Below are 3707 nucleotides of genomic sequence, written 5' to 3' on the forward strand. Positions count from 1 at the left end.
GGGACGGCTGACTCTCTGTTTAAATGATGAATTAATCCCTCTGCGATTAGCTCGCGCGACTTTACTAATCGCAGTAGACGTGGCCTCTTCGTGTTATCTTGGATACCACCTATCACTCACAGACCATCCTAGTGCCCTCGATCTACAGACACTACTCGATAACTGTCTGCAATCTTGGCAGCCGATGACACTCACTTCCCCCTTATTTACTTACGACCCGGGTGCCACTTTTCCATCGTCCTTACCTGACTTATCGCCCCTTGTATTCGAACGCATTGCACTTGACAATGCCTGGATGCATCACGCAAAGGCGATTGAACAGCTTGTTGTCGTTGATCAAGGGGCGACCCTTGAGTTTGGGCATCCGAAACATCCTGTCGCGCGGAGTGAAGTTGAACGTGCCTTTGATTATATTAATCGCCACCATAGTCATAAATTACCTTCGACGACAGGATCGCATCCGCGTGACCCTAAGCGAGAAGATGCAAAAAACCGAACTAAACCTCCTGCCATCAGTCTGCAAACGTTTGAAGAAGCGCTTAGCATTGTGTTGACTCAACATAACGTACTAAGTAAAGGCGGAAGAAATGCCGGATCTTCCCCTCTAACGTTGTTTGCGCATCAATGGCAACATCACTGGCACCCCAGTGTCGTAAGTAAATAAGGGGGAAGTGAGTGTCATCGGCTGCCAAGATTGCAGACAGTTATCGAGTAGTGTCTGTAGATCGAGGGCACTAGGATGGTCTGTGAGTGATAGGTGGTATCCAAGATAACACGAAGAGGCCACGTCTACTGCGATTAGTAAAGTCGCGCGAGCTAATCGCAGAGGGATTAATTCATCATTTAAACAGAGAGTCAGCCGTCCCTGGAAATCAATGACCTGCTCATCAATTTCGACACGATCCATGACCTGCAAAGGGGGCTGGCTGGCTGGAAATTTCATTCGAGCTGTGCGCTCTCGTGCTTGAAGCGCATTCGCGAGCTTTTTATGAATATGACGACGTAAGGATTCGTAACCGTACTTATTTGTGGTATAGGGGTAGCGATCGTGTGGCCAGTGTGCATCGACCAGACACTGTTTGTACATGCCAAAAATGGAATGAAGTAATAAGGTTGGTGCGTATCGTGCTTTTTTCAAGTGCGCAGCAATAGCCTCATCGATCATGACTTCGATACTAGGCAGTTCGCTGAGCAAGGCTTGAAACGCCCCTTTTTCACCGCTAGGTTTGAGCACGCTTGGCAGCGCAATAAGTCGTTCATTTGCTTTGAGATGTTGATGGGGAATTAGCGCTTTTGTCAACGGCCATTGACCGTCATGATCCTCGGTAAAACAACGATTAAGTAACTGAGTGATCCGGCCAGGGGATAAGGCGACACGCTCTGCTACGTGGTTAAGTGCGTCGCCATTTAGTACGCAACAAGCTACTTGTTGGTTACGTAGGAACGTACTTCGCACAGAAACCGGTAAGGCATCGACCTCAACCAATGGCCAATTATTGTAATCGTAGTAGTGCGGCGCTAGCGCGAGGGCATGTCGCCAACGGGACATCGGGATAACTCCAGATCATAACTGAGTCGACATTGGGTTAAATTCCCCTGAATTTTGCCGCGATGAAGTAGCCTGAATAAGGCAACTTCACTCATTGCGCGCGATTCACGGTCCAAAGGGTGTAACCAGTGACGTAAGGGGAAGGTCTGGCCTAGGGGCCACTCAAGCAGAATATTTAATTCGTGGTTGTCGGTGTTTACATGACGCGCACGATATAGCACGCGAACGATACGCCACCAATTTAATGCTTCCGTTTCACGTTCACGGGCTGATTCGTTGGCAATAAGTTCAAAGATTAGATTATGTAACTGGCAGAATGCTTTGAGTGCGGCAAGCTTTTCGTCATCCCATTCACCCCGCGGTTTAAGTTCGATAATGTAGCGACCATCACGTTTTAATACATAGGCATCGGGCCGATAGGGCACGCCTCGGTACCGAAGTTTTAGCGGTTGAGGAATGTAACTAACCACGCGAGGGTCGCCTTCTTGCAGGGCAGCATATAGGTACTCGTCATAGGAGTGAAATTCAGCGGCACCGGGATATTTGATCATTGCTTGGAGGCGACATTCGACCGCCGTGCGAAATGCGCGACCGTTGGTATGTTGTTGTGGCACTAAACTCTCAGCGGTGACAAGTCGCGCTAATCTTAGCTGCTCTCGCGTCATGTACACATCCTCAGTAGACCGAAGAGACTGTTATTTTACGTGGTAAACAACACATAAAAATAGCCTGTATTTCTGCACCAATAACCCATACATTGGTACATAGTTACTATACCTTTGTTTCTAATGGTTATTTGTTCTAGTAAGAGTGCTGTTTGGCTAAAAATAGTGGCTATAATTACCTTTAACTTGCTCCAAAATTAGGAGGCAAAAATGGAACACTTATTTGAAAAACCAAAGCAGTTATTTGAATACCGTGTTTTTGCGCAAAACCGTGAAACTTCAGGTTACCTATGCTCTTACACTTGGAATGAGTTAATCGACCATAGAGCATCGCTCTTCAACATTGATAGTAAGTACCCAAGATATTTGGTAAAGCCAGAGATATTGACGCTACTTAATAATGAAAAATATTTACCCAGAAGGTTGTTGTTAGATTTAATGTGGAGTACTGGAGCAACTGTTTCTGAAGTTCTAGGTTTAAAGCGTGAAAGCTTTAAACGGTCAGGAAGTGTTATTTTGAAGCGGCTTCATAGTAGGGCTGGGAGGCCCACAAAAGCTCAGCAAGAAATGATCTCATCTCGATCTATCTCAATTAAAGATTCGGATCTAAAAGATCGTATTGAGTCTTACATTATTGGAAACCAAATTAAACACAATCAAAGACTTTTCGGTGTGGATCGACATACTGTAAATCGTCATATACATAAACTGGTCGAACGTTCGGGAGGCTCCCCCTTTAATATAACCGCTGAAACCTTTAGACATAGCTTTGCAGTGCATCTAATGCTCTCGGGAGTACCTCAAACTAGAATCAGAAAACTTTTGGGCTTAAAAAAGTACCATCAAATAGAAAAATATGAAAGAGCCATTCCCGAAGATGTTGATGATGTTTTAAGAGGTGTACTAGATAATTACCAATACCTGTGTCTTTATCTTTCTGAAAGCGGACGTTGGCGGTTTTTGTTTACTTTGGTCAAATTAGGCTAGTAATAGCTCTCTTAAGTCATAGCGTTAACATCATGTAATTTTTTGTAAACTTATGCTACATGAGTCACGGATTGCATTAGTGAATGATGTTTAAATGGACGTCCATTTTTTACGTACGTCAATCTATTGCCGGTGAAGTGTGTCGGCAGAATTTAACAAGGAAATTGTTTATGTCTAAGTTACTATGCGGTCTAGCAGCCGGTATTCTAGTAATCAGCTCTACAACAGCTAACGCTGGATTAATTGGAGATACGGTAGATATTAAAGACAGGTTTGGCACACAATCAGCCGTTGTCGGGGCAGGGAGTGAGACGCGCACAGGTGGGTATGGTTTTGGAGTAAGTCATTTTATCAACTTGTCGGACAACGAGCTCTCAATTGGACTGGTTAATAGCTCAGCGACTCAGTGGGACTGGTCTGGATCAAATGGTGATTTCTGGGAAGTTCTAAATATGGATTCTGTTGTAGACTCTTCAGCAGTAATTTCAGGTTTTTCACAAGTTACA

Annotated in this window: 5 protein-coding genes; 3 read left to right on the plus strand and 2 right to left on the minus strand. The window is 44.7% G+C overall.

The genetic code is table 11. The annotated features are described in order from the left end of the window. Nucleotides 1-664: hypothetical protein (locus tag A3766_RS29380; protein ID WP_231882804.1), on the plus strand; the 664-nt coding region annotated here is incomplete at its 5' end. Here A3766_RS29380 and A3766_RS00875 read toward each other — a convergent pair. Together A3766_RS00875 and A3766_RS00880 are read right to left on the minus strand one after the other, a co-directional pair. Then, nucleotides 605-1549 carry a hypothetical protein gene (locus tag A3766_RS00875; protein WP_068641478.1) on the minus strand — a complete coding sequence of 315 codons (945 nt, stop codon included), beginning with the start codon at nucleotides 1547-1549 and terminating at the stop codon, nucleotides 605-607. The two genes, A3766_RS29380 and A3766_RS00875, sit on opposite strands and share 60 nt — an antisense overlap. Continuing rightward, nucleotides 1519-2214 carry a TnsA endonuclease N-terminal domain-containing protein gene (locus tag A3766_RS00880; RefSeq protein WP_068513285.1) on the minus strand — a complete coding sequence of 232 codons (696 nt, stop codon included), beginning with the start codon at nucleotides 2212-2214 and terminating at the stop codon, nucleotides 1519-1521. The genes A3766_RS00875 and A3766_RS00880 overlap by 31 nt, the downstream gene beginning before the upstream one ends. A gap of 210 nt (nucleotides 2215-2424) precedes the next feature. On the opposite strand from A3766_RS00880, the gene A3766_RS00885 reads away from it, so the two are divergent. Beyond that, nucleotides 2425-3201, plus strand: coding sequence for a tyrosine-type recombinase/integrase (locus A3766_RS00885; RefSeq protein WP_068515027.1), 777 nt, complete (start codon nucleotides 2425-2427; stop codon nucleotides 3199-3201). Nucleotides 3202-3371: 170 nt separating this feature from the next. Then, the coding region (locus tag A3766_RS00890) for a hypothetical protein (RefSeq protein ID WP_156508580.1) at nucleotides 3372-3707 on the plus strand (336 nt) is incomplete at its 3' end.

This window comes from Oleiphilus sp. HI0132, from assembly GCF_001635845.1.

Bases quoted from the DNA above. Each gene is read 5' to 3' on its own strand.
- A3766_RS00885 (WP_068515027.1), top strand. From the start codon at position 2,425: ATGGAACACTTATTTGAAAAACCAAAGCAGTTATTTGAATACCGTGTT.
- A3766_RS00880 (WP_068513285.1), bottom strand. From the start codon at position 2,214: ATGACGCGAGAGCAGCTAAGATTAGCGCGACTTGTCACCGCTGAGAGT.
- A3766_RS00875 (WP_068641478.1), bottom strand. From the start codon at position 1,549: ATGTCCCGTTGGCGACATGCCCTCGCGCTAGCGCCGCACTACTACGAT.